The organism is Hymenobacter negativus, assembly GCF_017571495.1.
In the GTDB taxonomy this organism is placed as follows: domain Bacteria; phylum Bacteroidota; class Bacteroidia; order Cytophagales; family Hymenobacteraceae; genus Hymenobacter; species Hymenobacter negativus.
Genome location: NZ_JAGETZ010000001.1, coordinates 137,914 through 163,309, shown reverse-complemented (window position 1 = coordinate 163,309; position 25,396 = coordinate 137,914). Strand labels below are relative to the sequence as shown.

Annotated in this window: 25 protein-coding genes; 12 read left to right on the top strand and 13 right to left on the bottom strand. The window is 56.4% G+C overall.

Going from position 1 to position 25,396, the window contains the following annotated elements; translation table 11 throughout:
• Positions 1 to 6: 6 nt before the first annotated feature.
• The 4 genes from J4E00_RS00645 to J4E00_RS00630 all read right to left on the bottom strand — a co-directional run bounded on the left by J4E00_RS00645 (position 7) and on the right by J4E00_RS00630 (position 4,057).
• On the bottom strand, positions 7 to 453 hold the full coding sequence (locus tag J4E00_RS00645) for a response regulator (protein WP_208173074.1): 447 nt from the start codon (positions 451 to 453) through the stop codon (positions 7 to 9).
• Complete coding sequence (locus J4E00_RS00640; RefSeq protein WP_208173073.1) at positions 454 to 2,769, bottom strand: ATP-binding protein; 2,316 nt, start codon at positions 2,767 to 2,769, stop codon at positions 454 to 456.
• Entirely contained in the window at positions 2,751 to 3,326 is a 576-nt protein-coding gene (locus J4E00_RS00635) for a biliverdin-producing heme oxygenase (RefSeq protein WP_208173072.1), read from the bottom strand. The genes J4E00_RS00640 and J4E00_RS00635 overlap by 19 nt, the downstream gene beginning before the upstream one ends.
• A 62-nt stretch (positions 3,327 to 3,388) precedes the next feature.
• Positions 3,389 to 4,057: a DUF4159 domain-containing protein gene (locus J4E00_RS00630; RefSeq protein WP_208173071.1), complete on the bottom strand. Its 669-nt coding sequence runs from the start codon at positions 4,055 to 4,057 to the stop codon at positions 3,389 to 3,391.
• Between the two features lie 105 nt (positions 4,058 to 4,162).
• Between J4E00_RS00630 and J4E00_RS00625 the strand changes: the two genes are divergently transcribed.
• From J4E00_RS00625 to J4E00_RS00595, 7 genes are all read left to right on the top strand, one after another.
• Positions 4,163 to 4,432, top strand: a complete 270-nt coding sequence (locus J4E00_RS00625) for a hypothetical protein (RefSeq protein WP_208173070.1) — start codon at positions 4,163 to 4,165, stop codon at positions 4,430 to 4,432.
• Between the two features lie 6 nt (positions 4,433 to 4,438).
• Positions 4,439 to 4,783 (top strand): hypothetical protein, encoded by a 345-nt coding sequence (locus tag J4E00_RS00620; protein ID WP_208173069.1) that lies wholly within the window; start codon positions 4,439 to 4,441, stop codon positions 4,781 to 4,783.
• A gap of 130 nt (positions 4,784 to 4,913) precedes the next feature.
• On the top strand, positions 4,914 to 5,507 hold the full coding sequence (locus tag J4E00_RS00615) for a Crp/Fnr family transcriptional regulator (protein WP_208173068.1): 594 nt from the start codon (positions 4,914 to 4,916) through the stop codon (positions 5,505 to 5,507).
• 76 nt (positions 5,508 to 5,583) lie between these two features.
• Positions 5,584 to 6,279, top strand: coding sequence for a hypothetical protein (locus tag J4E00_RS00610; protein WP_208173067.1), 696 nt, complete (start codon positions 5,584 to 5,586; stop codon positions 6,277 to 6,279).
• Positions 6,280 to 6,399: 120 nt separating this feature from the next.
• On the top strand, positions 6,400 to 6,837 hold the full coding sequence (locus J4E00_RS00605) for a hypothetical protein (RefSeq protein WP_208173066.1): 438 nt from the start codon (positions 6,400 to 6,402) through the stop codon (positions 6,835 to 6,837).
• Between the two features lie 103 nt (positions 6,838 to 6,940).
• Positions 6,941 to 7,810 carry a cation diffusion facilitator family transporter gene (locus J4E00_RS00600; protein ID WP_208173065.1) on the top strand — a complete coding sequence of 290 codons (870 nt, stop codon included), beginning with the start codon at positions 6,941 to 6,943 and terminating at the stop codon, positions 7,808 to 7,810.
• Positions 7,811 to 7,906: 96 nt separating this feature from the next.
• Positions 7,907 to 9,349, top strand: a complete 1,443-nt coding sequence (locus tag J4E00_RS00595) for an RtcB family protein (RefSeq protein ID WP_208173064.1) — start codon at positions 7,907 to 7,909, stop codon at positions 9,347 to 9,349.
• 234 nt (positions 9,350 to 9,583) lie between these two features.
• Here the strand turns inward: J4E00_RS00595 and J4E00_RS00590 are convergent, their stop codons facing one another.
• Entirely contained in the window at positions 9,584 to 10,285 is a 702-nt protein-coding gene (locus J4E00_RS00590; protein WP_208173063.1) for an RsmE family RNA methyltransferase, read from the bottom strand.
• Between the two features lie 122 nt (positions 10,286 to 10,407).
• Between J4E00_RS00590 and J4E00_RS00585 the strand changes: the two genes are divergently transcribed.
• Together J4E00_RS00585 and J4E00_RS00580 are read left to right on the top strand one after the other, a co-directional pair.
• Positions 10,408 to 10,848, top strand: a complete 441-nt coding sequence (locus J4E00_RS00585; protein WP_208173062.1) for a hypothetical protein — start codon at positions 10,408 to 10,410, stop codon at positions 10,846 to 10,848.
• A gap of 18 nt (positions 10,849 to 10,866) precedes the next feature.
• Positions 10,867 to 11,916, top strand: a complete 1,050-nt coding sequence (locus J4E00_RS00580; RefSeq protein ID WP_208173061.1) for an SDR family oxidoreductase — start codon at positions 10,867 to 10,869, stop codon at positions 11,914 to 11,916.
• Positions 11,917 to 12,025: 109 nt separating this feature from the next.
• Here the strand turns inward: J4E00_RS00580 and J4E00_RS00575 are convergent, their stop codons facing one another.
• Both J4E00_RS00575 and pckA read right to left on the bottom strand, forming a co-directional pair.
• Positions 12,026 to 13,432 carry a DUF6056 family protein gene (locus J4E00_RS00575; protein WP_208173060.1) on the bottom strand — a complete coding sequence of 469 codons (1,407 nt, stop codon included), beginning with the start codon at positions 13,430 to 13,432 and terminating at the stop codon, positions 12,026 to 12,028.
• Between the two features lie 230 nt (positions 13,433 to 13,662).
• Positions 13,663 to 15,288 carry a phosphoenolpyruvate carboxykinase (ATP) gene (pckA, locus tag J4E00_RS00570; RefSeq protein WP_208173059.1) on the bottom strand — a complete coding sequence of 542 codons (1,626 nt, stop codon included), beginning with the start codon at positions 15,286 to 15,288 and terminating at the stop codon, positions 13,663 to 13,665.
• Positions 15,289 to 15,519: 231 nt separating this feature from the next.
• Between pckA and J4E00_RS00565 the strand changes: the two genes are divergently transcribed.
• The 3 genes from J4E00_RS00565 to J4E00_RS00555 all read left to right on the top strand — a co-directional run bounded on the left by J4E00_RS00565 (position 15,520) and on the right by J4E00_RS00555 (position 18,692).
• Positions 15,520 to 16,431, top strand: coding sequence for an AraC family transcriptional regulator (locus J4E00_RS00565; protein ID WP_208173058.1), 912 nt, complete (start codon positions 15,520 to 15,522; stop codon positions 16,429 to 16,431).
• Between the two features lie 161 nt (positions 16,432 to 16,592).
• Positions 16,593 to 18,164, top strand: coding sequence for a peptide MFS transporter (locus J4E00_RS00560; RefSeq protein ID WP_208173057.1), 1,572 nt, complete (start codon positions 16,593 to 16,595; stop codon positions 18,162 to 18,164).
• A gap of 117 nt (positions 18,165 to 18,281) precedes the next feature.
• Positions 18,282 to 18,692 carry a hypothetical protein gene (locus J4E00_RS00555; RefSeq protein ID WP_208173056.1) on the top strand — a complete coding sequence of 137 codons (411 nt, stop codon included), beginning with the start codon at positions 18,282 to 18,284 and terminating at the stop codon, positions 18,690 to 18,692.
• Between the two features lie 247 nt (positions 18,693 to 18,939).
• Here the strand turns inward: J4E00_RS00555 and groL are convergent, their stop codons facing one another.
• The 6 genes from groL to J4E00_RS00525 form a co-directional block, all read right to left on the bottom strand.
• On the bottom strand, positions 18,940 to 20,586 hold the full coding sequence (gene groL, locus J4E00_RS00550; RefSeq protein WP_208173055.1) for a chaperonin GroEL: 1,647 nt from the start codon (positions 20,584 to 20,586) through the stop codon (positions 18,940 to 18,942).
• A 65-nt stretch (positions 20,587 to 20,651) separates the two neighbouring features.
• Positions 20,652 to 20,942: a co-chaperone GroES gene (groES, locus tag J4E00_RS00545; RefSeq protein ID WP_198068620.1), complete on the bottom strand. Its 291-nt coding sequence runs from the start codon at positions 20,940 to 20,942 to the stop codon at positions 20,652 to 20,654.
• Between the two features lie 267 nt (positions 20,943 to 21,209).
• Positions 21,210 to 21,611, bottom strand: coding sequence for a preprotein translocase subunit SecG (gene secG, locus J4E00_RS00540; RefSeq protein ID WP_208173054.1), 402 nt, complete (start codon positions 21,609 to 21,611; stop codon positions 21,210 to 21,212).
• A gap of 28 nt (positions 21,612 to 21,639) precedes the next feature.
• The gene (locus J4E00_RS00535; RefSeq protein WP_208173053.1) at positions 21,640 to 23,232 is read right to left on the bottom strand and encodes a hypothetical protein; all 1,593 of its coding nucleotides are present in this window, start codon (positions 23,230 to 23,232) and stop codon (positions 21,640 to 21,642) included.
• A 205-nt stretch (positions 23,233 to 23,437) separates the two neighbouring features.
• The gene (locus J4E00_RS00530) at positions 23,438 to 23,929 is read right to left on the bottom strand and encodes an LptE family protein (RefSeq protein ID WP_236049366.1); all 492 of its coding nucleotides are present in this window, start codon (positions 23,927 to 23,929) and stop codon (positions 23,438 to 23,440) included.
• Between the two features lie 82 nt (positions 23,930 to 24,011).
• The gene (locus tag J4E00_RS00525) at positions 24,012 to 25,304 is read right to left on the bottom strand and encodes a sigma-54 interaction domain-containing protein (protein ID WP_208173052.1); all 1,293 of its coding nucleotides are present in this window, start codon (positions 25,302 to 25,304) and stop codon (positions 24,012 to 24,014) included.
• Between the last annotated feature and the right edge of the window lie 92 nt (positions 25,305 to 25,396).

The following is a 25,396-nucleotide window of genomic DNA, read 5'->3' as shown; positions in this document are numbered from 1 at the left end:
GGCGGGCTAGCTGGCGGCGGGCAGTTCCGAGGCGCCCAGCCAGTAGCTGGTCAGGAGACCCACTTTTTCTTCCAGTGCGCTGTAGGCAATGGGCTTGGTGAGGTAGCTGTTGGCCCCGAGGCGGTAGCATTCCTCAATGTCGCGCGCATTGGAGGAGGAGGTAAACACAATGACCGGAATGGAATTGAGAGCCGCGTCCTGCTTGAGCACGCCTAGCACATCGCGGCCGTCCAAGCCGGGCATATTCAGGTCGAGCAGCACGAACGCGGGCAACTGGCTGGGCCAGTTGGGGTGCTTGCCGTGGCCCTGTAAGTACTCCAGCGCCTGCTCACCGTCTTCGCAGCGCAGCACGGGGTTGGGTACCGCGCTTTTGCGAAGCGCCCGGCTCAGGGCCGTGAAGTCTTCGAGGCTGTCTTCCACCACAAGGATGGGGGTTTGGGATGCGGAGCTCATTTAGAGGTGCTTAGAAAGCGAGAAATAAAACGTGGAGCCTTGACCAACAACGGAATCAACCCAGAGTTCGCCACCGTGGCGTTCCACCATTTTTTTAGCAATGGATAGGCCTGCGCCAGTGCCACCGCCATACTTGTCCTGCGCGTGCAGGCGCTTAAAGATTTTGAAAATGTTATCGTGGTGCTTAGGCGCAATTCCGATGCCATTGTCCTGTACGTAAAAGACGTAAAAATCGGCGGGATTTCCGGTGCCTTTTGGTCCGCGCACGGTCGCTGGTGCCAAGCCGATAGTGACGAGTTTCTCGTCGCGGTCATTGTAGCGCATAGCGTTGGTGAGCAAATTGTTGAAAACCTCGCGGAGGCGAACCCGGTCGGCGCGCACGGTGGGCAGCTGCTCGGGTATTACTACAGTGGTGTGCGTCTGTTCGATACGGGGCGAAAGCAGGTCCAGCACATCGGCCAAATCCTCGTTGAGGTTGGCGGTTTCGGGCGACAAATCGAGGCGGCTCACCCGGGAAAGCAGGAGCAGCGACTCAATCAGGGACTCCATGCGCTGGCTGAGGCGCACCAGGGTCTGGAGCTTGCTCACGGCATCGGCGTCGAGCTTGTCGGCGTAGTCTTCTAGCAGGAAAAGCGAGTAGTTGTGGATGCCCCGCAAGGGCTCCTTCAGGTCGTGCGAAGCTACGTAAGCAAACGAATCCAGCTCGTCGTTGCTGCGCTCCAACTCGGCATTCAGGGTGGCTAGATTGGTGGCGCGGGCCTGCAGCTCGTTAAAGATTTTCAGCCGGACATCGGAAATAAACAGGCGGATTTCCCGCGCCGCTTCAATCTCGAGCGGCAGCCAGGGGGCGGCCGTGTCTTCCACCGTTTGCTTCCAAGCCTCAAACGACTGCCGGGGCGAGAGGAAAATCTCGCCGTCGACGGTAGTCTGATTCTTTTCGTGGCGCCCGGCCCAGGTTACGGTCTGGATGACTTCGGGCCGGAACCAAATGATGAACTCGCCGGGGTCCTGGGCCAGGGCAATGGCCAGAACGCCACTGGCCGTGCCCCGGATAGCGCGCCCGGCCGGGTTAAGCTGGGCGTAGGAATTGGTATGGAAAACGTCCTGATGGGTGTTGGCGCGCAGCCAGTCCACCAGTTCGGTAATTTGGGCTTTAGAAGGAGTGTTGCCCAGCGTAATGATTTCGCCCTCAAAGCAAATGGCCGCACCACCGCAGTCGAATACATCGAGCAGCGTCGGCGAGAAGCGATAGAGGCCATGGAGGAAGTTTTCCTGGGTGCTCACCAGCTCAAACAGCCTCGTTTGCGTCTGGCTGATGCGCGTCTGGTAGGCCAGTTCATCGTGCTGCTGCTTGGTCTTGAGCAGTGCCGACATGGTTTTGCCCAGAAACTGGCACAAGTCACGCAACTCGTAGCTCACCAGGCGCGGGCTTTCGTGGTGGCAGGTAATCATGCCCCACAGCCGTCCGTCTTCAATGAGCGAAATAGTCATGGTGGCCTGCGAACCCATGTTGTGCAGGTACTGGATATGGATGGGCGACACGCTGCGTAGCACGGCATAGGTCATGTCGGGCGGGCGGGTAGCACCAGGGCGATGGGCTGGCAGCAATGGCGTGGGCACGTACGACGCATCGGGGATGAACCGCAGCCAGTTTTTGAGGTACATGGCCCGTGCCTGCTTGGGAATATCGGTGGCCGGGTAGCGCATGCCCAGCCAGGGCGGCAGGTCTTCGCGCACGGCTTCGGCAATGACTTCGCCGCTATCATCCGGGGCAAAACGGTAGACCGCCACGCGGTCGAAACCGGTGAGGGCACGCACCTGCTCCACGGCCGACTGGCACATGGCCTGGGTGGTTTCGGCAGCCAGCAGCTGGCCCAGGGTTAAGTTGAGCGAGGGCAAGTCGAGGACGCTGGTGTCGTTGTCGGCCATTGGCTCACCTTCCACCCACAGCAGGCCGTCGTAGCGGTGCAGAATGAGCTTATAAAACGGCCGGTTCAGCACACGGCCCAAGCGGATGCCTAATAGCCGGCTCTGCTCGGTGAGGGTAGGCCAGATGCGTTCCACCTCCAGCAATTGCTCGGGTTCCAGTAGCTGGCCCAGGCCACCGCCAATCAGTTCTTCGGGCGTGATGGCCAGCAAGTCCCTTGTGTTGGCGCTGGCCTGCACCACGCGCCGGCTGGCCTCGTCAAGACACAGCAGAAACCCATAAGGCTGAATAAGCCCTGGAATATGAATCGGCTCCCGGTCGCAGTTATTGAGGTCAATGGGGGCTCCAACAAGGCTTTCGTCGGAGTAGCTTACGGCTGATTTAGCCATGCGGAAAGAGTTTGAAACGTAAGAATGGCCGAGGCTACGACGGTAGCTGGGTCTTCAGCAGCGGCTTCGCTCAGAAGCTGGCAAAACGCTTTCCAGAGCGGGCCGGTTCGCTCGGCGCGGCCCGTAAAAAAGGCGTGGGCCGTGATGCCCGCCTTGTCAAGCTGGCGGGCAATCACCTGCCCGCCCAGCGTCGAGCCTTCGAGCACGTACATCGCGCCAAGCAGCTGAGCCCGGGTGGCGAGCGGTAGCAGCACCGGACACCGGGGCGGGATGCCAGCGTAACCGAAGTGGGGTAAGTCCTCCAGAATCAGCGGGGCCCGGTAGCGCTGGTCCAATTGCCACTCGGGGCCAAAGGCAGCGGCGTGCGCCTGCAATTGGTGCTCGTAAGGTTGGAGGAATCCGTACATTTTGGCCAGAAACCGGGCTGTATCGGCGGCGGTTACGGTCCCGGCAGTCAGTGCCAGGTTGAAGGAGTTCTGCTCAACTGCGTCGTGGAAAGGGCTGGTTTCCTTGCGTAATTGATGCAAAATAGCCGAGCTTTCCGTGACCGATGACATAAATTAGGGAAAGGATTAAGAAAGCGAAAATAGGGCAGGGAGCCCAATTGCCGCCGTTTTGCTCAGTCCTGGGTTAGTGCGTAGCTCACCAGATTGGCACCCATGCGCAGGGCCTCGTCGTGTACGGCGGGCGAGTCTTCGGGGTAGGTCCCCACATCTTCCCAGCCGTTGCCGAGGTCGCACTCAAAGCTGTAAAAGCATACCAGGCGGCCCTTGTAAAGTATACCAAAGCCCTGGGCACGCTTGCCGTCGTGCTCGTGCACCTTGGGCAGCCCGCGCGGAAACTGGTATTTCTGGTGGTAGATGGGATGCGAGTAGGGCAGCTCCACAAATTCCAGCTCCGGAAATACCTTCTTCATCTCGGGTCGGATGAATTTATCCAGTCCATAATTATCATCGATGTGCAGAAAACCGCCCCCAATCAGGTATTGACGCAGGTTCTTAGCCTCGGCCGCCGTGAAGCTCACGTTGCCGTGGCCGGTCATGTGCACGAAGGGGTAGGTGAACAGCTCAGGCGCATCGAGCTCCACGGTGGCTTCGTCGGGCGCAATATTGGCATGCAGCGCCTGGTTGCAGAAGCGGATAAGGTTCGGCAGCGAGGTTTTGTTGGCGTACCAGTCGCCCCCGCCACCGTAGTGCAGCTTGGCAATGCGGAAGCTGGGCGCGGCCGGCGGCGCGGCAGCCGAGAGGGTGAGCAGCAACGAAAGGGTGAGTAGCAGTGACTTGAACATGAATGCGAGCTAGCGGGAGAATGCGGATATGAAGACAGTTTGCCGGGAATTGTAGTTCTTAGGCCTGAATTTACTGGTTTTCTACTGGCCTGACCAGAATGCCCCATGAGCAGCAAGCTTGAGAAACTAATTGCCCACCACGAAGCCGAACACGCAGCCCTCATTGTCCAAATTGACGAATACGTAGAAGAGATGCAATATAAAATGGCTCATCACTTGTCCAAAGGCTTGTCTTTGGTGAGTCAAAAGCTACATGTGCTGCAGAATCTCAAGGACAAATTTTACGATGATAAAGAAAATATAGCGCGTAGTATCAGCCTATTGGAAGACAGAATAACCAAGGAGGATTCCAGCTGGATGCGTGGCTACTGGTAGGTGAGAATGGCGGAACAGGAACAAAAAATAAAGGAGATTCAGGATGCCCAACAATTAGCACCAGCTAATGCAAAGTCAGTACTATTTCAGGAAGTTTTACGCAAATTGCTTGCTAATGAAATAGCCCAGTTTAAGCTCACGCTAGATGAATACAATACATTTTATTGCAATTTCCGACTAGTTAGAAGAACGCTGATAATGAGCATTCCTGAAATAAATAGACACCGAAGTGATAACCGATTTCGCAAAAAGCAGCTGGCGCATATGGAGCGGTTGGGCTTTCGCCTTTACGACCACAAGGATAAGCTTATGCTCTTTCTGCCGTATTCGAAGGAGGAAGACCTCGAGTAGGTGAAATGGGTGCTGGCACAGTTAGTTTTCGAAGTATTTTATTTCAAGGAATTTAGCGGCCAGTCTTACGTGAGCTATTCCGAATAGTGTATAGGAATGAGGATTATAACTGCTGACTATTTGGGTAGTAATGACACAAGAAAAATTGCGTAAATTCCTGCAGGCCAACGGACTGATAAATGCGCAGCAGGCGGAAGAAATAGCTAGGCAGTTTGTGCCAAAAGAGATTGCGCAGCATGATTTCCTGCTGCGCGAAGGCCGCGTGTGCGACGAATATTTATTCCTGGAAAAAGGCTTACTGAGAGCCTTTGCCCACGACCCCAACGGCAATGAGGTTACGACCAGCTTTTACAAAAGCGGGCAAGTTGTTTTTGAAGTGTCATCCTTTTTCACCCGTGTCACCTCACAGGAAAATATTCAGGCCCTGACGAATTGTGCCGGCTGGTGCATTACGTTTCAACAGCTCAACGCCTTGTTTCACGCACGGCCCGAGTTCCGGGAATTTGGTCGTTCGGTGCTGGTGCAGGGCTTTGCTACGCTCAAAGGGCGCATGCTGGGCATGATTACCACGTCGGCTACCGAGCGTTACGAACAACTGATGAAAACCACGCCCGAAATCCTGCTCAATGCCCCCGTGAAGCACATTGCATCCTATCTGGGCGTCACGGATACTTCGCTAAGCCGTATCAGGGCTGCGGTGACGAAAAGCGCCGGCCACGAGTGATTTCCTGCCATTTGGCAAGTAGCTGCCGGAGTTGCGTCGGTTCCTTTGCAGGGTTAGTTATCAACTCTCCAACACCATGCAAAATGTTTCGAATTACCTCAGTATCACGTTTATCATCATTGCCTTACTAGCCGCTGGTGCTTTCTATCGGGCGGCTAATAATTCGCGGCTCACGCTCGGCATATTACTGCTGTGGCTGCTGGTGCAGGCGCTGGTGGCGCGCAGTGGGTTCTATACCATAACCACCGGTTTTCCGCCCCGAATAGGCCTGCTGCTGGGGCCACCCATGCTACTGATTGCTGGCCTTTTCCTCAGCAACTCCGGCCGCCGCTACCTTGATGGGCTGCGGCTCGAAACGCTCACGCTCCTCCACACGGTACGCATTGCAGTGGAACTGATACTGCTCGGCCTGTTTTTGCACCGCGCCATTCCGCAGCTGATGACGTTTGAGGGCCGCAATTACGACATCCTCGCCGGGCTGACCGCGCCAGTGGTGTATTACCTGGTTTTTCGCAGCAAACTGCTTGACGCCAAGGGATTGCTGGTGTGGAATTTTGTCTGCCTGGGCTTGCTGGCCAATATTGTGGTTAATGCGGTTTTATCAGCTCCATCACCCTTCCAGCGGTTTGCTTTTGAGCAGCCAAACGTAGCTATTCTCCATTTTCCTTTTGTATGGCTCCCGTCGTGTGTGGTGCCCTTGGTGCTGCTGGCCCACCTCGCGGCCATCCGGCAACTGTTGAAAAAGCAGCAAAACCTGACGCTGGGTAAATAGCATCGGCCATGCGTAATGAGTCTATCTTCTAGCCTAGGTGCTAGATTGGCAACTTTTACGGCTGGGTTTTAGTAAGTAGGAGCACAGTCAGTACGCATTACACCTAAACCAGATATGCTTATGAAAGGGCTCCTAATGGTGATTTCGGCAATGCTATTTGTTGGGCAAACGGCCAATGCGCAAACGAAGGTGGCGAATTACTCTATCGGCAAATACGGCACTGATAAGTATGAGCATTTCAGCTTTTATGTAAAGGATGGCCATCGAGCCGAAATTTATTATCGCTATGGAAAAGTGGATAAGGAATTTAAAGTTACTTATTTGAATAAGCTGCAAGTAAATGGCAGTGACGCCTTTAAAGTTAAGTTCTCTAATGGTCACACAACTACCGTTATTCCCAGTGGAATTAAATTAAAAATAGCAGATGATGGGGAAACACCAAAAATATTTACCTGGGAATACGAAGGGCCGGTAAATGGAGTCGGCACGTTTTGCCAGCCCTGTACTGAAGATGAAAAAGAGGCCATTCAACTTGTGAAGGCATACTATTTAAAATGAGTGGGGATAGTTATTGATTAGGTTATTAGCAATATTTATTCAATCTGTTCAGGCGGAAATTTATCGCTTGAAATCCCTGATAATTCTACACTGTATTTATCTTATGACCAACGAGGAAACCGCTGTCAAAGCTACTTATTTTAGCATTGCGGGCAACGTTTCTCTGGCGCTGCTTAAGGGGTTGGCCGGCTACTTCGGCAATTCCTACGCCCTGGTAGCTGATGCCATCGAATCGACGGCGGATATCTTTTCTTCGTTTCTGGTGCTGCTGGGCATCAAATACGCATACCGGCCGGCCGATAAAAACCATCCGTATGGTCATGGCCGCATCGAGCCACTGGTCACGTTTCTGGTAGTAGGCTTTCTTATCACGTCGGCCACCATTATTGCCTATGAGAGCATCCAGAACATCAGTACCCCGCACGCATTGCCCCGCGCCTGGACGCTGCTGGTGTTAGGCGGTATCATCATCTGGAAAGAAATTTCTTTTCGCACGGTGATGAAAAAAGCGGAGGAAACCAATTCTTCCTCGCTGAAGGCCGATGCCTGGCACCACCGCAGCGACGCCATTACGTCGGTAGCGGCATTTATCGGGATTTCCATTGCGCTGTTTTTGGGCAAAGGGTATGAGGCGGCTGATGATTGGGCGGCGCTATTTGCCGCTGGTTTTATTCTCTACAATAGCTATCAGATTTTTCGACCCGCATTAGGCGAAATTCTTGATGAGCACATGTACGATGATTTGGTAGCAGAAATCAGAGCGGTAGCGCAGCAGGTGGAGGGCGTGCTTGGGACTGAAAAATGCCTCGTTCGCAAAACAGGCATGCAATACCAGGTCGATTTACATGCCAGTGTGAGCGGCGAGATTACCGTGCGGGCCGGCCACGAAATTGCGCACCGGCTGAAGGACAGCCTGCAACAGAAAATTCCGCAATTAGGCAACGTCCTGATTCACATTGAACCGCAGGAGTAGGGCAGGAGCCAACGTGGTGATGCGTAATATTTCGCTTTCTTGCCGCCTGGAATGACATTCCATTAACCTGCTGAAAACACCTTAAGCGCACAACCAATGGTAACGGGCAAAGACTTGCTGGACCTGGGCCTGAAGCCCGGCAAATGGTTTAAAGATGCATTGGAGCACATCAACGCCCATGAATTGACCGGCGACGCCCTGCACGCTTACCTCGATACGGTGAAGCCCGCGCCGGTAATTCCGCTGCTGCCGGCGCCGGTGTCGTACCACGAAAATATTCAGGCCGATACACCCACCGAGCAGGCCAATATCGACTACGTGAAGCTGTCGATGGAACAGCTGATGCGTACGCCTACGGTGGTAGCCGGGGCCATTATGCCCGATGCCTGCCCGGCGGGGCCGCTGGGCACCATCCCGGTGGGCGGCGTAGTAGCTACCCGCAATGCCATTCACCCCGGCATGCACAGCGCCGATATCTGCTGCTCGGTGATGCTGACCAACCTGGGCAAAGCCGACCCCAAAACGGTGCTTGATGTGGCCCAGCAGCTTACCCACTTTGGTCCCGGCGGGCGCGAGCCCGGAAATCAATTTCCACTACCGGCCGAAATTGAAGCGGAAATGCAGGCCAACCCGTTTCTAAATTCCGGGCGCAGCCTGAAAATGGCCCATGAGCACCTGGGTACTCAGGGCGATGGCAACCACTTTCTCTACGTTGGAGTTTCCAAAAATACCGGCGACACGATGCTCGTGACGCACCACGGCTCGCGGGGTGTGGGAGCCGTGCTGTATGGCCACGGGATGAAAGTGGCAGAGTTGTTCCGTCGGGAGATTTCGCCCGAAACCGCTCCGGCTAACGCCTGGATTCCCAGCCAGACCGTGGAAGGCGAAAACTACTGGCGTGCGCTGCAAACCGTGCGCAAATGGACCAAGCAAAACCACTTGTGTCTGCACGATGCTATTGGCGAAAAGCTTGGCACAACGGTGCAGGAGCGGTACTGGAACGAACACAATTTCGTATTCCGCGACGGCGACGTGTTCTACCACGCCAAGGGCGCTACGCCGCTCGACCCGAAATTTATGCCCGACATCACCGGCCCGCGTATCATTCCGCTCAACATGGCCCAGCCCATTCTTATTGTGGAAGGTGCTACCAACGAAAACAACCTGGGCTTTGCGCCGCACGGTGCCGGCCGCAACCTCAGCCGCACGAAGCACAAATACAGCAAAATTGGCCAGACCAACGAAGAGGTATTTGCGGAAGAAACCCAGGGCATCGACGCCCGCTTTTTCTTCAATCGAATTGATATTTCCGAGCTGCCCAGCGCCTATAAAAATGCCGAAGACGTGAAGCGTCAAATCACGCAATTCAATCTGGCCACCATCATCGACGAAATTCAGCCCTACGGCTGCATCATGGCTGGCGACTGGGAGCAGGATGCGCCATGGCGCAAGAAAAAGCTGGCTAAAGCCGCTGCAGCTTTGGCCGCGGAAGGCGGCATTGATTCGCAGGAAGATTTGTCGGCGCTGACAGAGGATTGATTATCAGATGGCAATGTTAAAGGTCACGTTGCGTATCTCAGAGAAGGAACCGAGCTGCGTAGCTGTGGAAAAATTCCGGATTACTGGTGATGTTAAATCAAACATTTTGCCGTTTTATAGAGCCTTAAACGAGGCGGTTTCTACTCAGCATGGCAATCATTGGCCGGTAATTAACGCTCCCAAAGTGGAGGTGCTAAGTAGGCTAATGAAATCGCATAAAGTTTGGATTTGAAATTATTTATCACGCATAATTTGCGCCGTAAATACGACTGCTAGCGCTGCTGTTTCTGTCCGTAGTCGAGAGGCACCCAGCGTCACCGGCCGGATGCCTTTTTCCCGCGCCAGCGCAATTTCCTGCGGCGTAAAATCGCCTTCCGGGCCGATGAGCACGCAGCAGCCGGACCCCGCGCCAGCTACCTGCGCCAGCGCCGTCCGCTCGCCTTCTGCTAGATGCGCGATGAAAGTAGTTTCGGGGAGCACCGCTGCTACAAACGTTGCGTAATCCGTCAGCTCATCCAGTTGCGGCAGCCACGTCTGGCCCGACTGCTTGAGGGCGCTGATGGCAATTTTTTCCATCCGCTCCAGCTTCAGCTCGCGGCGCTCGGAGCGGGCGCAACGCAGGAAGCTGATGCGTTCGACGCCCACTTCCACGGCCTTTTCCACGAACCACTCCATGCGGTCGAGGTTTTTGGTAGGGGCTACGGCTACGTGCGTGAAGTAGGGGCGGGGCGCTACGGTTGCGTGGTAGGTGATGTGCAGCTGGCAGCGCTTCGGGTTGGCATCGGCCACCGCAGCAGCGTAGCGGCCCCCGCGCCCGTCGAGCAGCTCTACAGCATCGCCGATGCCCAGGCGCAGTACGCGCACGGCATGCTTGCTTTCGTCTTCGGGGAGGGTATATGTGGAGCCGGCGAGGTCGGGCGCGAAGAAGGTATGCATAGATGCAAAGAACGGCAGGCAGCTTCGAAATGGCGTTTTGGCTTCCAAAATACAAGCTGAGCCATAACGGCCGACCCTTGTCGGGCGTAGAAAGTAGCTCCACATTTCATCATTTCCGCCTTATGAATACGCCTCTTATCCCCCGTCCTGTGCATGGGGTAGCCGATTACCTCTACGTACCCACCGTAGCCGCAGCACCGGACTTGTTTGGGTTTGCACACAACAAAAAAGCGGCCCGCATCTGCCGCATCGTGAGTGGCGGCGTGTTGGCATCCACGCTGTTCACCCGCGCCGAATGGGGCGTGTGGAAGCTTGTGCCTTATAAAGCCCACTTGTTCCTGGATTTTGCTGCCGGCGTGGGAGCCATGGCCATGCCCTGGCTAGCAGGGTTTGCGCAAGACCGGCGGGCTCGCAACACGTTTCTGGGCATTGGCGCCATCAGCTTGGGCGCAAGTCTGCTGTCGGGTGTTTTCAGCAACTCTGAGGAAATGCCCCTGCCAGCTTCGTCGGCCGATGAAGCGGTGATTCCCGGCGGTACGGACTACACGACTTCCTCTTACTAACCACCCATCCACTCTTTCATGAAAATCAACCTTAAAAACCTCAGCGAACAAGTTGTGGTCATTACGGGCGCTTCGTCGGGCATAGGCCTTGTCACGGCTCGTATGGCAGCCAAAGAAGGTGCTAAACTGGTGCTGGCTTCGCGCAGCGAAGAGGCCCTGAGCCAGCTCTGCGCTGAAATTACGCAAAGCGGCGGGCAGGCAATATATGTTGTGGCCGATGTGAGCCAACAAACCCATGTGCAGCGCATTGCACAAGCCGCGCAGGAAAAGTTTGGCGGCTACGACACCTGGGTGAACAATGCCGGTGTGTCCATCTACGGCAAGCTGGAGCAGGTGCCCATCGACGACATGCGCAAACTGTTCGAAACCAACTTCTGGGGACTCGTCTACGGCTCTTTGGAGGCCGCGAAGCACCTGAAAAACAAAGGTGGAGCAATTATCAACGTGGGCAGCATCTTGTCCGACGTGACGGCTATTCTGCAAACCATTTACTCGGCCAGCAAACATGCGGTGAAAGGCTTCAACGACGGCCTGCGCATGGAACTGGAAATGGACGGTGCGCCGGTTTCCGTTACGCTCATCCAGCCCTCGTCCATCGACACGCCCTACACGGTGCACGCTAAAAACTACCTGGACCGCGAGGCCAAGCACGGCCCACCCGCTTATGCCCCCGAAACCGTAGCTCGCGCCATCCTGCACGCCGCCATCACGCCCGAGCGCGACATTGTGGTGGGTGGCGGGGGCCGTGCTTTTATTGGCATGCAGCGCTGGACGCCCGCAGTATTCGACCAATACATGGAAAAGGCGTTCGCCAAACAGGAGCACGCCGATGAGGCCCCGCGTCCCCTGGCTCAAAATGGCCTTGACCGGGCTGCCGGCGACTTGCGTGAGCGCGGCAACTACCCCGGTTATACCCGCGAAACCAGCTTCTATACTGCAGCCGTTACCACCGGCAGTCCGGCCTTGCGCACGGCGCTGTTGGCCGGTGCTGGGGTAGCGCTGGCCGCATGGCTGGGCCGGGCCAGCAAAATGAAAGACCAGCAGCGCCGCGACCGTCGGGGTTGGTAGAATTGAACCGCTATAGTTAGGAACAGCACGACGGCCGGGGCAGTAATTCCGGCCGTTTGTGTGCTGTGCCTAATAAGTCGCGGAAGTAACCTGGTTTCGTTGCGCGGCTTCAAAAAGCCGGCCTTACCGGACCTCCAGTTCTAACAGAGTCCAGATTAAAATAAGCAGCGGTGGCCAGGTTGAGTGGGTGGCCAGGACCGGGCTGAATGTCGTAGCCGCGTACTAAAACATAACGAGGGATTACCCCTACAATGGGCCTGACGGTAAGCACGGCGTGATGCCCAGCGGCGGCTCTATAAATCGGCAGGCGCGCATCGCATTGCCTGGCCCATTCGGGCGCATCAGCCAGCAATTCCTGCCAGGCCCGGATGGCTGGCGCGGCAGTCATAACCAAAAGCAGGATGCTCACTACAGTTCTGGTGGTCATTGGCGCGGGCTTACTGGGCTGGCTGTGTGCTGGTAAAGCTGCCCAACAGGCGGCGCACCAACCTAGCAAAATCCACCATATCAGCACATTGGTGGCGCGGGCAAGCAGGGGAGGGCCGCCCAGGGAAGCCAGCATTAAAACAATGCCTGCCACAAGCCCCAGCAATAAAACAAGTGCACTGATGGGGAGCGGTATACGCATGCCCACCGGCCGGTATCGTTGTAGCATGTCAGCGTGTGGGCTCAACACCACCGGAATGGCCAGTAGCAAAAGCACAGTCGGTTGCCATAGAATGAGGCGCAGGCTTTGTCCTACAGCCATCAGCATAAGCTTCGATTGCAGCGGAATTCGGGCAGGTTCTTCCGTCAAGCGGGCGTAATTGCCGGGTGCTAGCACGTGTACGATGCTAGTCAAGCCAAGGATGGTGAGCAGCCCTGCCCATACGTAGACGCTCGTCCGCTGACGCCGCCAAATACTAAGGCCCAACGCCAATAGCAGAACGGAGCCCAACTGCACAATGCCCAATTCGCTCGACCCGCCGGTGACAAACGTGCCAACTCCAGCTAGTCCCAACCAGCTCCATCGGGCATGGCCCGTGGCCTGGTGCGCCAGCGCAGTTGCTACTGGCACAATAATCAGGAGCAACATTGGAATCTGATGCACCACTTGTCCCGAAAACCAATAGAGGCTTGAGTGAATATCCGGAATTGCGGCTATGTAAACCAGCAGTAAAATGGCCGTAATCCATGCCGACTGGCTTCGACTGATGTGATTACTGGATAAGCGGCGCAGGCCAAACCAAAGCGTGGCAGCTGTGGCAATGCAAAAAAGCAGAGCAGTGGCTTTCACTCCATTCCACCAGCCGTAGGTGAGCGGATTGGCTGCCGTAAGAAGAAACATTGATACAAACCGGCCACCTGCCTCCTGATAAAGCTTGGACTGCAGGTGCCACAGCCCAAAATCACGAACGTGGGCCGCATTGCTGAGGTCGTCCCAATAGGGCTGGTTGTAGAGGCAGAGCGCAAAAAAAGGAAAAAGAGCCGTTACCAGTGCAACGCGGGGAAGCCAAAAATATATTTTGGGGTTCATCAAAGACCTGTTTGGAACAAAAAAGCGAAAGTGGTTAAGGCAGTCGCATACTATTGGTCATTCTGAGCAGCGCGAAGGACCTTATAAATACACCAGTTGATATTACTGCGAACGGTTGCAATAAGGTCCTGCGAAAACCTTTTAAAGATACGCGGATAGGTTCCTGACAACGCAAAAGCCCCGTCAGCTGCAACTGACGGGGCTTTCTGGTGAGTGAACTACGGCGAAACTTAGGCTTCTACGGCAACTCGGGGTGCCCCGGCCATAATTTCTTCATTTGCAAACTGCGCATACTTCTTAAAGTTTTCAACAAACTTCTCCGCCAGTGAATTGGCGGTGTGGTCGTAGGCGTCTTTGTCGGCCCAAGTATTACGTGGGTCCAGGATTTCGGTTGGCACACCGGGCACCGCGCCGGGTACTTCCATGCCAAAAATCGGGTGCTTGGTGAATTTTACTTCGTCGAGCTGACCGTTGAGAGCGGCCGTAATCATGGCACGGGTGTAGGGTAGCTTCATGCGGTGGCCGGTGCCGTAGCTGCCGCCGGTCCAGCCGGTGTTGATGAGCCACACGTTGATATCGGGGTTCTCATCCATTTTCTGGCCCAGCATCTCAGCGTATTTGGTGGGGTGCAGCGGTAGGAATACCGCGCCAAAGCAAGCCGAAAACGTAGTCTGAGGCTCGGTTACGCCCATTTCGGTGCCGGCCACCTTAGCCGTGTAGCCTGACATGAACAGATACATGGCGTGGCTTTTATCGAGCTTGCTGATGGGCGGAATTACGCCAAAGGCATCCGCCGTGAGGAAGAAAATGTTCTTCGGCGCGTTGGCCACACCGGGCTCAATGGCGTTGGGAATGAAGTCGATGGGGTAGGCGGTGCGGGTGTTTTCGGTCACCGATTTGTTGGCGTAGTCCACGGTATGGGTACCGGGGATGAAGCGTGTGTTCTCCACAATAGAGCCGAACCGGATGGCATCGTAAATCTCGGGCTCCTTCTCTTTGCTTAGGTCAATGACCTTGGCATAGCAGCCACCCTCAAAGTTGAAAATGCCAGCATCAGGCGTCCAGCCGTGTTCATCGTCGCCGATGAGGCCACGGTTGGGGTCGGCCGAGAGGGTTGTTTTGCCGGTGCCGGATAGGCCGAAGAAGATGGCCGTATCGCCCTGCTTGCCCACGTTGGCCGAGCAGTGCATGCTCAGGGTGTTGTGCTCGTGCGGCAATAGGTAGTTCAGCACGCCAAAAATGCCCTTTTTCATCTCACCAGCGTAGCCCGTGCCGCCAATCAGAATCATCTTTTTGGTAAAGTTGATGATGGCAAAATTGGTCTGGCGGGTGCCATCCACAGCCGGGTCGGCCTCAAAACCAGGTGCGCAGATGATGCTGAAGTCCGGCGTCCACGACGTGTCAGCGCCATTGGCCGGGCGCAGAAACATATTGTAGCAGAATAGGTTGTGCCAAGCCTGCTCGTTCACCACGCGCAGCTTGAGCTGGTAGTCGGGGTTGGCGCCGGCGTAGGCTTCGCGCACGTATAGCTCCTTATCGGCCAGGTAGGCCACCATTTTCTGGTGCAGTTGGTCAAACTTATCGGCGTCGAAGGGGATGTTGATGTCGCCCCACCACACGCTGTCCGCCGTGTTGGCATCGCGCACTACAAACCGGTCTTTGGGCGAGCGGCCGGTGAATTTACCGGTGTCAGCCATTAGCGCGCCGGTGTCGGTGAGGCTGCCTTCCTGGTTGCGCAGGGCGTGCTCCACGAGCTCGGCAGGCGTTAAATTGAGGTGAACGGTAGCGGTTTCGTTAAAGCCCAAAGGCTGCAAACGATTGTGGATATTGGCGGCAAACCGGGAATCTTTTTGCATGGCCCTTAAAGTGTTGGGTGGGAATTCTCTTGACTTCTGCTGCAAAGGTAGAAATTCCGCAAACGTTACCAGTGAAACAATTTGTTTTTTTAGTGGGACAAATCAAACTAGATATGGTTGATTTGTGCCTAGTGGTAGAAATATGACGCTTACTGGGCCGCTAGGGTAGGAGTAATACAACGCTTGACTACCTTTAGGTTTGGTTTGTCCCGGTCTTTCGCCCATTTGTCCATGCGCACCGATATTGCCCGCTACAACGGAATCTACGGCGACAGCCGTGCTCAGATTTCACACGACTACTTGCAGAGCCAGCTCATTGTGCCCCGCCAGCGCCTTACCGACTGGGGCCTCAAACCGCACCTGCACGAAAACCTATTCCAGCTTTTTTTCCTTGAAGCCGGCCGTGCCGCCTTCGAGGCCACCGAGCTTGTGGAGTTGCGCACGCCTTGCCTGGTCATCATCCCGGCCAATACGGTGCACGGCTTCACCTTCAGCCCGCAGGTGAAGGGCCGCACCCTCACGCTCTCCGAAGCCCTACTCGATACCATTCTGCAAGCCACGCCCGGCGTGCTGGTGGAGCTGAATACGGTGCACATTCTGTCAGACTTCAACGCGGAGGTTCGCTTTGCCGATTTATCGGAGCTGGAGCAGCGCATTCACGAGGAAATCTACTCGGAGTTGCCGGGCAAGCAGTTGGCTATCAACGGCTATTTTAAACTGCTGTTTGTGAAGATATTCCGGCTGCTGCACCACAACCGCCGCAAGGAAGACAGCCCCAACCGCGCCCTGCACTACTTCCGCGAGTTTCAGAAAGCCATTGAAAAAACGGCGCCTTTCGAGAAGAAAATCTCGGATTTTGCCCAGGAACTGAAGATTACGCCGGTACACCTCAACCGCATCTGCCAGGCTGTGAAGGGCAAAACTGCCCAGCAGATTGTGCAGGCCCATACCATTCGCAAGGCTCACAACTACCTCTTATATACATCGCTCTCGGTGGCCGAAATTGCCTATGAACTGCAATTCGTGGACCCCGGCTATTTCACCCGCTTCTTCCGCAAGCAAACGGGCATGGCACCCGGTGCCTATCGGGCCAAGGCCTACAGGAGCGACGCTTCGGGCAAAATAGGAAAGGTTGAATCGTAAGAATGTCATGTTGAGCGCAGCCGAAGCATGACGCGCTGCGATGCTCCCCAAGCTTTACAATGCCGAAACTTTCCTAGATTTACCGTGCCCGCAATGCATGGCATGCGCAACCGGGCCAATTTTCCCTCCATCAACACTTATTTCTCACCCTAGTTTTCCTTATGCAACCAGTCTCTGCTCAGACCGAGCGCCCGCTCGCTGCGGAATCCACCAGCCACCCACAGGGGCTGTACCTGCTGTTCGCCACCGAAATGTGGGAGCGGTTCAGCTACTACGGTATGCGCGCCGTGCTGGTGCTGTTCCTTACCAAGGCCATGATGATGGACAAGGCCTTCGCGTCCAAGTTCTATGGCGGCTACACCAGCTTGGTGTACCTCACGCCGCTCATCGGAGGCTTCATCTCGGACCGGTACTGGGGCAACCGGCGTTCTATCCTCACGGGCGGGCTGCTGATGGCGCTGGGTCAGTTCACGCTGTTTGTTTCGGCCTCCAACTACGGTGCGGCCGACACCCACGCCCTCAGCCACTGGCTGCTGTACCTGGGCCTGGGCGTGATGATTGTGGGCAACGGCTTCTTCAAACCCAACATTTCGAGCATGGTGGGCTCCCTCTACAGCCCTGCCGACAAGCGCAAAGATGCGGCCTACACCATTTTCTATATGGGCATCAACTTGGGCTCGTTCATCGGCAACACCATCACCAGTCTTATCGGCGATACTGGCAACCCGGCCGATTTCCGCTGGGCATTTCTGGCCTGTGGCATTGCCATGCTGCTGGGCACCGTCATTTTCAACTGGGGGAAGGGCAAGTACCTGCACACGCCGGAAGGTGTGCAGGTAGGCGAAACGCCCGTGCAGTCGGGTGGCGTGAAAGGCATCTACGCCCTGCTGCCGGTGCTGCTGGCCATTATCCTGGGCATTCTCTGGCTTGATTCGGCCAAATTCCCCACCATCGCGCCGCTGCTGGGTGTGGCCGTGGTCGGCATTGCCTTTATGATTTTCAGTGATAAATCCCTGAGCGGCGCCGATGTCAAAGGCATTATGGTAATTTTCATCGTGTCATTTTTCGTGGTGTTCTTCTGGGCCGCGTTTGAGCAGGCGCCAGCCTCGCTCACCTTCTTCGCCGATGAGCAGATGAACCGCACCATCTTCGGCTTCGAGTTGCCGGCCAGTATTTTCCAGAACCTCAACGCCATCTTCGTCGTGGTGGGCGCGCCCATCATGGCCGCTGTCTGGACAGCCCTGGGCCGCCGCGGGGCCGAGCCGCCGTCCCCCCTCAAAATGGCCATTGGCCTGGCTATGCTGGCCGCGGGCTACCTCGTGATGTGCTTCGGCGTGCACAACCTGCAGCCCGGCGTGAAGGTGAGCATGTTCTTCCTGGTGGCGCTGTATTTCCTGCACTCGGTAGGCGAGTTGTGTCTGTCACCCATCGGCCTGTCGCTGGTGAACAAGCTGGCTCCGGCCAAATTCGCTTCCTTGCTGATGGCTGTGTGGTTCCTCGCCAACGCAGCGGCCAACTACCTGGCTGGCTATATGAGCAGCCTTTACCCCGACCCCAAATCGACGGCTCCCGCGCCGGTGCTGCTGGGCTTCCACATCACCAATCTCTATGATTTCTTCATGGTGTTTGTGGTATCAGCAGCTGTGGCGGCGGCCATCCTGTTCCTCATCAGCGGCAAGCTGGCCAAGATGATGGACGCCCGCAACTACCCCGCGCCCGTAGCGCAGGCGTAAGCGGTTCACAGCTTGCCATTCTCTATGACTACGCTCGCCCACGTCCTCGCCACAAACTCAGGAGTTGATACAGGATATCAGCATAAGCCCAAGGGGGTTAGTCCGCTAGGCCCACTTATGCTGCCCAATGCTGTGCTGAAATGGTATGGAGTGTACGAAGCTAGTCGCCTCATCCCGGATGCAGTGACGGAAATGGCGCGTCAGCAGCTTAGCACTAGCCCGCCGGAGGCGCAGGGAATGGGTTTTGCCATCCTCCATCGTTGTGGAGAGTCCTTCTACTTCCTCATCGTCTGCACCTGGCGCAATTCCAACGAACTGTGGCAAACCGTGTTCTACAAAGACAACGATGCCGCTACCAGCTTCGCGCTTTTTCCGCGTGATGTGGCGCACAAGCCAACGCTGTGCGTGTGGGAACTGGTACCCGTATGGCACGAACAGCAGACTTGGACCCGTTTTCTCACATCGGCGCGCGACGAGCCCGCCGCGCAGCTCTGGCTCCACGATTGTTTTGCCGGTGCCTCTAGCTGAGCAGGGTATTTCGCATCAATAAAAAAGCCTCGATGCTGTTGCGTCGGGGCTTTTTGCTGCCCCAGTCCACCTATTTAGTCCTTTCCAACGCATCCAAAGCTTCACCTTAGGCTTCTAGATGCCCGCCAACCGTTTCCCGACTACAAACCTTCGAATTAAGCCATAAGCCTTACGCGCACAAAAAAGCCCCGTTGGCATTGCCAACGGGGCTTTCGTACTTATAGCGAAAAGCTACAAGCGGCTTGGCTTACATCATGCCGCCCATGCCACCCATGCCGCCCATGCCACCGTCGCCGTGGCTATGGCCAGCTTCTTTGGGCTCGGGCTCGTCCGAAATCACGGCTTCAGTCGTCAGCAGCAAGCCGGCGATGGAAGCAGCGTTTTCGAGGGCCAGACGGGTCACCTTGGTGGGGTCGATGATACCAGCGGCCACCAGGTTTTCGTACCGGTCTTCGCGGGCGTTATAGCCGTAGTCGCCTTGGCCGTCGCGCACTTTCTGCACCACTACTGAGCCTTCGCCACCAGCATTGGCCACGATGGTACGCAGGGGAGCCTCAAGGGCAGTGCGGATGATGTTCACGCCGGTGCGCTCATCGCTGTTGTGGGTGTCCACAGCGGCCAAGGCCTCGATGGCACGCACCAGGGCCACGCCACCGCCAGGCACCACGCCTTCCTCAACGGCAGCGCGGGTGGCGTGCAGGGCATCGTCCACACGGTCTTTTTTCTCTTTCATTTCCACTTCCGTGCTGGCACCGATGTAGAGAATAGCCACGCCGCCGCTCAGTTTAGCGAGGCGCTCCTGCAGTTTCTCCTTGTCGTAGTCCGACGTGGTGGTTTCCATCTGGGCCTTAATCTGGGCCACACGGCCGCTGATGGCATCTTTCGAGCCTTTGCCGTTTACGATGGTAGTGTTGTCCTTGTCGATGATGATTTTCTCAGCCGTACCAAGGTATTCCAAGGTAGCATTTTCGAGCTTGTAGCCCTGCTCTTCGCTGATAACGGTACCGCCTGTGAGGGTGGCAATGTCTTCCAGCATGGCCTTGCGGCGGTCACCGAAGCCAGGAGCCTTCACGGCGGCAATCTTCAGCGAGCCGCGCAGCTTGTTCACCACCAGGGTAGCGAGGGCTTCGCCATCAACATCTTCCGAAATGATAACCAAAGGCTTGCCGGTCTGGAGCACTTGCTCCAACACGGGCAGCAACTCCTTCATGGTGCTCACTTTCTTGTCGTAGATGAGCACGTAAGGGTTGTCGAACTCAACCTCCATCTTCTCGGGGTTGGTCACGAAGTAAGGGGAGAGGTAGCCGCGGTCGAACTGCATGCCTTCCACCGTTTTTACTTCGGTTTCGGTACCGCGAGCTTCCTCCACGGTGATGACACCTTCTTTGCCCACTTTGTCCATGGCATCAGCAATCATTTTGCCGATTTCCGCGTCGTTGTTAGCCGAAATCGTACCTACCTGGGCGATTTCCGAGTTGTTTTCAATTTTCTTCGACTGGGCTTTCAGATTGGCAACCACGGCCAGCACGGCCTTGTCGATGCCGCGCTTCAAATCCATCGGGTTGGCACCAGCGGCCACGTTTTTCGAGCCGGCGGTGTAGATGGCCTGGGCCAATACAGTAGCCGTCGTGGTACCATCACCGGCCTGGTCGGCGGTTTTGGAAGCCACTTCCTTCACGAGCTGGGCGCCCATGTTCTCGATGGGGTCGCGCAGCTCAATTTCTTTGGCTACAGTCACGCCGTCCTTGGTGATGGACGGAGCGCCGAATTTTTTGTCGATGATGACGTTGCGGCCTTTCGGACCGAGGGTCACTTTTACGGCGTTCGCCAGTTTGTTCACACCGGCCTGCAAACGGGCGCGGCCTTCGGTGTCGAATTGGATGTTCTTAGCCATTTCTGGGTAATGAGGGTATGAGGGAAAGAGTTAATGAGGAATCTTCGCTGAGTTAAGCCAATGGCTTAGAGCACGGCGAAAATGTCCGACTCGCGCATGATGAGTAGGTCTTCACCGTCGACAGTGATTTCGGTGCCGGCGTATTTGCCGTAGAGCACTTGGTCGCCTACCGCTACCTGCGGCTTGATGATGGTGCCGCTGTCGGCGGTTTTGCCCTCGCCCACGGCCACTACTTCGCCACGCTGGGGCTTCTCCTTGGCCGTATCGGGGATGATGATGCCGGATTTGGTTTTCTCCTCGGCGGCGGCAGCGCGAACAATTACGCGGTCGGCCAGCGGTTTCATGCTAAGTGCCATTTTGGGTGTTTTTGGGTTGAGTTAAGTGGAAATCCTTTGTGCTGGCCCCTGTCTCACTTCCCGTGCCAGCCCCACAAACCTGACAAAATAGGCAGCTTTTGGCGCTACCAAGTGGCAAAAGTGACGGATGCGCCGGTGGGTGAGTCTGCCGGCTGCTGCATGTCAGGCTGCCAGGTGGCAAACGATGCAGTCAACAAAAAAGCCGGTGCATCCAGGAGGACACACCGGCTTTGCCGTAGTTTGGGACGCTTATAGGAAGCGGGCTACTTAATTCTTGGCAGGCTCGGGGATAACCGTGGGAGCCGTAGGCTGGTCGGCCGGGGTCGTGCTAGTGCCAGCGGGGGCCGAAGCACCCGGTGCAGGGCCGGTCGGAGCTGCGGGAGCAGGCAGCTTGGTTTCCATAGCGCGCTGCTGGTTTACGCTGCGTACCGGGCCACCGCCCGTCGAAGTCAGCATGTGTGAGCCGAGCGACAATACCACCAAGCCGATTGCGAAGCCCCAGGTAAGTTTTTCGAGCAGGTCGCCCGTGCGCTTCACACCCATCATGCTAGCAGCGCCACCGGCACTAAACTGGCTGGAAATTCCACCGCCTTTCGGGTTTTGAGCCAGTACCACGAGGGCCAGCAGGAAACACACAACGAGAATGAGAATGACGAGAGTAGTATACATGAAGGGGGTGAAAGGCTAAAGCTGCAATTTATGCAGAAGGTTGCAAAGACTGTATTTGGGCCGCAAAGTACGCCATTTTTTCCGGCTGCTTCACCATGAGCTTTTCATAAATCTCAACGGCACGGGCAATTTTACCCTGCCGCACGAAAATACGGGCCAGGTTTTCGGATACTAAGTCGGGTTCGGCGCGGGTGCTGCGGACGCTTAGGTCGGTTTGGCCGCCGGGCGCGGGCGGTAGCATGGCCGGCCGCGTGAGGCGTGGCTGCCGCTTGAGGAAGTTATTAATGAGGTCGAGCGAGGAAGGCAGAGCCGGCGGTAGCGGTCGGTGCGTGGCCCAATGGTCGAGCAGCAACGGGTCGGGCTCGAAGAAGGTACCGACGGGCGGCAGCGCTGCGGCGGGTGGTTGGGCGGCGGCTACTACAGCAGTGGTAGCTTCCGCAGCCCCGACCTGAGCGGCCAGCATATCCAGCAACTGCATAGATAAGCCCAGGCGGCTGCTTTCGCCAAACGAATATCCCACGGCAGTATCACCGGTGAAGGCGGCCGGCGTGAAGGCTGGTGCGGGCGGCTCAACAGCTTCTGGAAATAGAACATCGGGGCTGCCTAGGCTGCGGGTAACGGCAGAGGCGGCCCATTCGTCGACCAGGCCCGGCAACTCATAAGTAGGTACTACCGGCGGTGGCGGCTCGGCCAAGCCAAATTCAAACCGCGCTTCGCCCACTTCCACCGGCGGCCGAATGGCAGGAGCCTGGGCCGGCAAGTCGTCCTCCTCAGCGGTAGGCGCGTCGACAAGTTCTTCTTCGTGCACTACTTTTGCTGGCAGAGCAATTGTTTCAATTGTAGCGCCTTCCTGGTCAACCAGATGCGGTAGCTCAACTATCTCGCTTTGAGATGCCTCGGTGGCATTCGCGGTCTGCGCAGGTTCCTGCACGATTGGCAATGGCAATGCCTCGGCAGTAATGGCTTCCGGTGCTACTGCTGGAACTGGAGTAGCTATAATTGGTGCTTGCGCCGTTGGCGCTTCCAGGGAGACTTCTACGGCGTCAATGGGTTGCGAATCAGCGTCAATTGATTCTGCAATCTGAGTGGTCGGCAATGCAACAACAGTTGTGACGGGCTCTGACTCCGCTGTTGGAGGAGCCACTTCCACAACTGGAGGCGGGGTGATTTCTAGCTGCGCAACTGGTGCCGGCGCAATTTCTATCGCTGGGGCTTCAGTGACTGGTGCAACTGTCAAAACCAATTCAGAAACAACTGCTGGTACTGGAACCAGAGCCGCTATTTCGACTGGTTCAGGCAGGAGCGGAGCCGCGGCTGTAGTTGGTACCTCGCTGAGCGCTGCCGGAGCCGCTACGGGCGCCGGTTCCGGCTCTGGTTCAGCAACGGGTTCTACTGATTCGATAAGGCGACGGAGGAGGGTGCGGTCGGCGGCGTAGGTAGCTGCGCGGCGCAGGCGCTGACCGGCCAGCATGGTGCCTTGGTCGTGGGCTGCTTTGGCCAGCAGCAAGTGGGCCGTCTGGCAGTACGGGAAGGCCTGGGCCAGTTGTTCAAGCTCGCGCACTTCAGCCGGGCCAAGGGCCGTAGGACGGTCGAGAACGTGCAAAAGCGTGGCGCGGGTCACGGGGAATTTGGACTATGAATCGAAAAGGAAAGGCAGGCATTACCGCCCCAAATCCAGCAGCTGGATTATTTAACGGGGCGCAACATTACGCTAATTTACGCAAAGACCTGCGCTGCTAGCGCTCTGCTAAACCAGGTTTTTACCAAAAAAAGGGGCCAGACCAAGGCGAAACCCCTGGTCTGGCCCACCTCAAATGCTTAGGCCATTACCAGTTAGCCACCGACTTATTAAAGATGTCAGTAATAATTTTATCGGTGGTCGTTCGCACCGCTGTGGGGTCGCTGTTGATGGTGGCGATGTTGCGGTTGGCGGCGTAGTCGTCGAAATTCTGGAACAACTGCTCGAAGCTCTGCTTGTCGTCCTTGGTATTGGTGAAGCGGATTTTGACCTGAATGGTGAGGCGGTTGGAGCCGGCCTGGTCTATGCCATCAATCTTCTGAATGGAGGCTGGCGCAAAGTCATAGGCCACAATGTTGCCATCGAATTGCAGGTCGCCATCGCGCGGCACTAGCTTCAGGTTGGTGTTGCGCTGGAAATAATCCTTCAAATCCTCCGTGAAACGCTGCGTCAGAAACGCTGGCCCTTGCGGCGCGTTATTCGTGATGGTCGCAATCGAAATGGTGCGCACCGCCGGGTCAATGTTGGTGCCGTTGAACGAATAGATGCCACAACCACTGATTGTTAAGCTAAGAGCCAATAGTTGAAAACTGATAGTTCTTCGGCTAAATAGCGAGAAAAAGCTAATAGCTAAGAGCTGACAGCCAACAGCTAATAACGCCTTACACTTGCTCCAGGTCATATTGCTTCAGTTTTCGATAGAGTGTGCGTTCCGAGATGCCCAGGTCGTGGGCGGCGTACTTGCGTTTATTGTTATGCTTTTTCAACGCCTTGAGAATCATCTCGCGTTCCTTGATGTCGAGGGAAAGCGTTTCTTCCTCCGTTTCGTGCGGAATGTCCTCCACCGGCGTGGCGTCATCGTAGTTCGTAGCCGGTTCGCTGTTATAAGTATTGGAAGCGGGCGGCAGAAAGTATTCGGCCGGCTGACCGCTCTCAAACGCGTTGCCGGCCGGCGTATTGTTGAACAGGTGACTGTTTTGACGGAGGAGTTCCTGAGCCTCGTGGGGGCGCTGGCCGGTGGCCAGCTCCAGCACCAGTTTCTTGAGGTCCGTCATGTCGCGACGCATGTCGAACAGGATTTTGTAGAGCAAATCCCGCTCGGAATACCCAGCCGTGCCGCCATCGGCCGCGCCCGACCCGAGGAGCATGGGCAGGCGGCTGCTTTGTTCCTGCGGCAGGTAAGGTGTGAGGCGGCGGGCATCCAGCTCCCGGTCGGTTTCCAGCACCGATATCTGCTCGGCAATGTTCTTGAGCTGGCGAATGTTGCCGGGGAAGCGAAAGCGCGTGAGGGCCTGCACCGCATCGGGCAGCAGCGAAATGGGCCGGGTCCGGTACCGCTCCGCCGCATCTGAGGCGAATTTGCGGAACAACAGGTAGATGTCGTCGCCCCGCTCGCGCAACGGTGGAACCGTGATGGGCACGGTGTTGAGGCGATAGTACAAGTCCTCGCGGAAGGTGCCAGACTGCACACGGTCGAGCAGGTTCACGTTGGTGGCGGCTACCACGCGCACATCGGTTTTCTGGACCTTGCTGGAACCTACCCGAATAAACTCGCCATTCTCAAGCACGCGCAGCAGGCGGGCCTGGGTGCCAAGCGGCATTTCGCCGATTTCATCCAGGAAAATGGTGCCGCCGTTGGTCACCTCAAAGTAGCCTTTACGCGCCTCATTGGCCCCGGTAAAAGAGCCCTTCTCGTGCCCAAACAGCTCAGAGTCGATAGTGCCTTCTGGAATGGCGCCGCAGTTGATGGCGATGAACTGCCCGTGCTTGCGCGGCGACAAGGCGTGAATAATCTTGGAAAACGACTCCTTGCCCGACCCGCTTTCGCCGGTAATGAGCACCGTCATATCAGTGGGCGCTACTTGCGCCGCCACCTGAATGGCGTAGTTCAGCGCTGGCGCGTTGCCGATGATGCCGAACCGGAGCTTGATGGATTGGATTTCGGAAGGTGTCAAGGCTGGTTGTCAGTTGTTAATGGTCCGTTGTCAGGGAAGTAGCTGGGTGCATCTTCGGCAACTTGCGACGGGGTAAGCGAACGAATCCTCGC